At 73.6% G+C, this 4,158-nt stretch carries 2 protein-coding genes and 1 pseudogene; 1 reads left to right on the top strand and 2 read right to left on the bottom strand.

Annotation, left to right across the window (positions count from 1 at the left end; genetic code table 11):
• Together I6A60_RS40175 and I6A60_RS40170 are read right to left on the bottom strand one after the other, a co-directional pair.
• Nucleotides 1-403: pseudogene (locus I6A60_RS40175) on the bottom strand (GNAT family N-acetyltransferase); the annotation flags it as partial.
• Nucleotides 388-1,713 (bottom strand): acetoin utilization protein AcuC, encoded by a 1,326-nt coding sequence (locus tag I6A60_RS40170; RefSeq protein ID WP_203020064.1) that lies wholly within the window; start codon nt 1,711-1,713, stop codon nt 388-390. The gene I6A60_RS40170 and the pseudogene I6A60_RS40175, both read right to left, overlap by 16 nt.
• Nucleotides 1,714-1,928: 215 nt before the next feature.
• On the opposite strand from I6A60_RS40170, the gene I6A60_RS40165 reads away from it, so the two are divergent.
• Nucleotides 1,929-3,983, top strand: a complete 2,055-nt coding sequence (locus I6A60_RS40165) for an acetoacetate--CoA ligase (RefSeq protein ID WP_203020062.1) — start codon at nt 1,929-1,931, stop codon at nt 3,981-3,983.
• Nucleotides 3,984-4,158: the final 175 nt, after the last annotated feature.

The following is a 4,158-nucleotide window of genomic DNA, read 5'->3' as shown; positions in this document are numbered from 1 at the left end:
CGCCCCCCCGCACGGCCCCGGGGGGCGGGGGCGCGGGCGGGCCGGGCGCGGCGCCGCCCGGACGGGCGGGGGGGGCCGGCGGCGCCGAGCCGTCCTCGGGCGGCGCCGGGGTCCCCTCCCAGTGCGCGAGCGCGACCATGTCCTCGCCGATGAGCGCGATCAACGCCCCGCGCACCGACTGGTCGACCACGGTGAACCGCCGGACGTCGGCCGGCGACAGGCCGCGGCGCACTCCGAAGAACCGCAGGTAGATCGACCGCTCCGACAGCCGGTCCCAGAAGTCCAGCAGCCGGGGCCCGTCGCTGGCCAGGATCGGCCGGATGTGCGCCGTGCCGCCGTCGGAGAGGATCACGTCGGCTTCCCAGCCGGCCGGGTACCCGACGGCGGTCAGCGGTCTCGCCACGGGTCGAGACCGTGCAGCGGAAGGATCTCGCGGCGGGTCGCGGCGACCGCGCGGTCCAGCGGGTCGTCCGGGTCTCCCTCGCCGGCGTCCCAGCCGCGGTAGGTGACGGGACCGCCGCCGTCGCCGAACGCGGTCGGCATCGCGTCGACGGCCGCGGCGTCCTCGGCCGGCCCCCGTCCGGTCGCGACGTTGACCCTGCCGGGCGCCGCCTCGCGCCACGCGGTCGGCAGTGCGCGGTCGACCGGCACCGGCGCGTGCGCCGCGATCGCCAGCAGGTGCGTCCAGGCCCGCGGGACCACCGTGTCCAGTGCGTACCCACCGCCGCCGCAGGCGACCCAGCGGCCGCCGGCGACCTCGTGGGCCAGCTCGTGCAGGGCCAGGTAGGAGGCCCGCTGGCCGTCCACGGTCAGGCGCAGGTCGGCCAGCGGGTCGAGGGCGTGGGTGTCGCAGCCGTGCTGGGTGACCAGCACGTCCGGCCGGAACTGGCGCAGCAGCACGGGCACGACCCCGGAGAACGCGCGCAGCCAGCCGGCGTCGTCGGTGCCGGGCGGCAGCGCGACGTTCACCGCCGTGCCCTCGCCGTCGCCGGCGCCGCTCTCCTGCGGGAACCCGGTGCCGGGGAAGAGGGTCCGGCCCGACTGGTGCAGGGAGATCGTCAGCACCCGCGGGTCGTCGTAGAAGGCGTTCTGGACCCCGTCGCCGTGGTGGACGTCGACGTCGACGTAGGCGACCCGGCTCGCGCCGTTGGCCAGCAGCCAGGCGATCGCGACGGCCGGGTCGTTGTAGACGCAGAAGCCGCTCGCGCCGGCCCGCATCGCGTGGTGCAGCCCGCCGGCGATCGTCACCGCGTGCCGGTGGGTGCCCGACCAGACCGCTCTGGCCGCCGTCAGCGTCGCGCCGGTCGCCGTCGCCGCGGCCTCGTGCATGCCGCGGAACACCGGGTTGTCCGAGGTACCGAGCGCGAACATCGCGGCCAGCCTCGGGTTGCCGCCGCCGGGTGCGCCGACGTGATGGACGGCGGCGACGTAGGCGGGGTCGTGGACCAGCTCGATCAGCTGGTCGGTCGCGAGCGACCCGCCCGCCCTCGTCAGGCCGGGGGTGGCGAGCACCCCGGTCCGCGCCGCCAGGTCCATGGTCAGCGCGAGGCGCACCGGGTGCATCGGGTGGTGCGGGCCGAAGTCGTACCCGAGCATGGAGTCGTCCCAGACCACCAGCGTGTCCCGGCCGGACTCCGCTGGCTCGGGGTCGGACACTGCCGGCTCGGGGCTTGACTTCACCGGCTCGCCGGATTCGCCGCCGCTCGCGTCCATACCGCGACGGTAGCTCTCCTGGGCCTTGCGTGGCGCCCGGTCGTCACCCGCGCCCGACGGTCACCGGCTGCCGGCCGGGTGACGGAGCCCGTCCGTTCCGTCCCGAAGTCGGGGCTGGCCATTGCGCGCGGTTTCCACCGCGCTACGACCTGTTTGAGACAGGTGACCGGAGAAGCCTGGGAGATTACTTCCGGCCCGGTGTGTGGTGGCGAGCGATGGAATGTCGGCTCCGATTCACTAGGGTCGGTCGGGTGGCGGGCAACCAGTACACGCAGACCCCCGACGGCGCGGACGGGACCGGCGAGGGGGTCCGCGAGGGATCGCTGCTCTGGGAGCCCTCGCCGGAACGGGTCCGCGACTCGGGCGTGACGCACTACCGGGAGTTCGTCGCCGCCGAGTACGGGAAGCGGTTCGCCGACGAGCACGAGCTGTGGCGCTGGTCGGCCACCGAGCTCGGCTCGTTCTGGGACTCGATCTGGACCTTCTGCGGCCTTCGCGGCGAGCGTGGCGACGGCCCGGCGCTGGCCAATGCCCGGATGCCGGGCGCCAGCTGGTTCCCGGGCGCGAAGGTGAACTACGCCGAGAACGCGCTCAGCCGCCGGGGGCAGGAGCCCGCGGTGATCGCGATCCGGGAGGACGCGGCCACGGTCGTGCTGTCCTGGGACGAGATGCGCCGCCAGGTCGCCCGGTGCGCGGTCGGGCTACGCCGGCTGGGCGTTCACCGCGGTGACCGGGTCGCGGCGGTACTGCCGAACTGCGCGCACGCCGTGATCGCGATGCTCGCCACAGCCAGTATCGGCGCCGTCTGGTCGAGCTGCTCGCCGGATTTCGGCCCGTCCGGGCTGGCCGACCGTTTCAGCCAGATCGCCCCGAAGGTACTGATCGTCGTCGACGGCTACACCTACAACGGCACGCCGCACGACATCCTGCACAACATCGGCGAGCTCGTGGAGTCGCTGCCTGAGCTGGCCGCCACCGTCGTCGTGCCCTACGTGGCCGCCGACGTCGTCGAGCGGGCGACCCGGATGCGGCTGCCCGGGATGACCTGGTGGGACGAACTCGTGATCGGCCTGGCCGAGACACCGACATTCGAGCCGATGCCGTTTGCCGCGCCGTTGTGGATTCTCTACTCGTCCGGCACGACCGGCCTTCCGAAGCCCATCGTGCACAGCCACGGCGGAATCCTCCTCGAGCACCTCAAATCCCTGGCGCTGCACCTTGATCTGGGCCCGGACGACCGATTCTGCTGGTTCACCACAACCGGCTGGATGATGTGGAACTTTCTCGTCTCCGGCATGCTGGTCGGCTCGACGATCGTCCTCTATGACGGCAGCCCGACGTTCCCGGACAACTCCACGCTGTGGCGGCTGGTCGAGGCCCTGGAGCTGACCTGCCTGGGAGTGTCGGCCGCGTTCATCCACGACTGCCTGGGCAAGGGCCTGTCCCCCTGCGTCGTCGCCGACATGTCGACGCTGCGGACCGTCGGCTCGACCGGCTCGCCGCTGTCGACCGACGGCTATGCCTGGGTGTACGACTCGGTGAAGCCCGACGTCCTGCTCACGTCGATCAGCGGCGGCACCGACGTGTGCGGGCCGCTGGCCGCCGCGCTGCCGACCACCCCGGTGCGCGCCGGCGAGATGGGCGGCCGGGCGCTCGGCTGCGCCGTCGACGTCTTCGACGAGGCGGGCAAACCGCTGATCGACGAGGTCGGCGAGCTGGTCGTGACGGCGCCGATGCCGTCCATGCCGCTGCTGTTCTGGGGCGACCGGGACGGCTCCCGGCTGCGGGACAGCTACTACTCGACGTACCCCGGGGTGTGGCGGCACGGCGACTTCGCCCGGCTGACCCCGTCCGGTGGCGTGGTCGTCGAGGGCCGCTCGGACGCGACCCTCAACCGTGGCGGCATCCGGCTGGGCACGGCCGAGCTCTACCGGGTGGTCGAGCGGTCCGAGGGTGTACGCGACAGCCTCGTCGTCGACACCTCGGCGGGCCCGCGCCAGGCCGGCCAGCTCCTGCTGTTCGTCGTCATGACCAGGCGAGGCACGCTGACCGAACAGCGGGCGGCCGCGCTCAAGGCCGAGATCCGCGCCGAGCTCTCCCCACGGCACGTGCCCGACCGCGTCATCGAGATCCTCGACGTCCCCCGCACGCTGACCGGCAAGAAGCTGGAGGTCCCCGTGAAGCGCCTCCTCGCCGGCGTCCCCCTGGACCGCGCCGTCAGCCTCGCCGCCATCGCCAACCCCGAGGCCCTGGCGCCGTTCATCCGTTAATTTGGTTCGCTCCGTCCGGGCGCGGCGCTCCGGCCCCTTGCTCGCTTCGCTCCCAAGGGACCTCCGCGCCGCGTCCTCCTCCGCTCACGGGCGCTCCGGCGACCTCCGCTGCGGCATCCCCACTTCGCTGCGCTTGTGGGGAGGCCGCCGCGGCGGCGCGCCTCCGCGCCCGCAC

It is taken from the genome of Frankia sp. AgB1.9 (assembly GCF_016786355.1).
GTDB lineage: Bacteria > Actinomycetota > Actinomycetes > Frankiales > Frankiaceae > Pseudofrankia.
The sequence above is the reverse complement of the archived record's forward strand: the minus strand, read 5'-3'. Positions and strand labels throughout refer to the sequence as shown.

What these genes read in the sequence shown, in the direction of transcription:
- I6A60_RS40170 (WP_203020064.1), bottom strand. Translation starts at nt 1,713, where the DNA reads ATGGACGCGAGCGGCGGCGAATCCGGCGAGCCGGTGAAGTCAAGCCCC.
- I6A60_RS40165 (WP_203020062.1), top strand. Translation starts at nt 1,929, where the DNA reads ATGGAATGTCGGCTCCGATTCACTAGGGTCGGTCGGGTGGCGGGCAAC.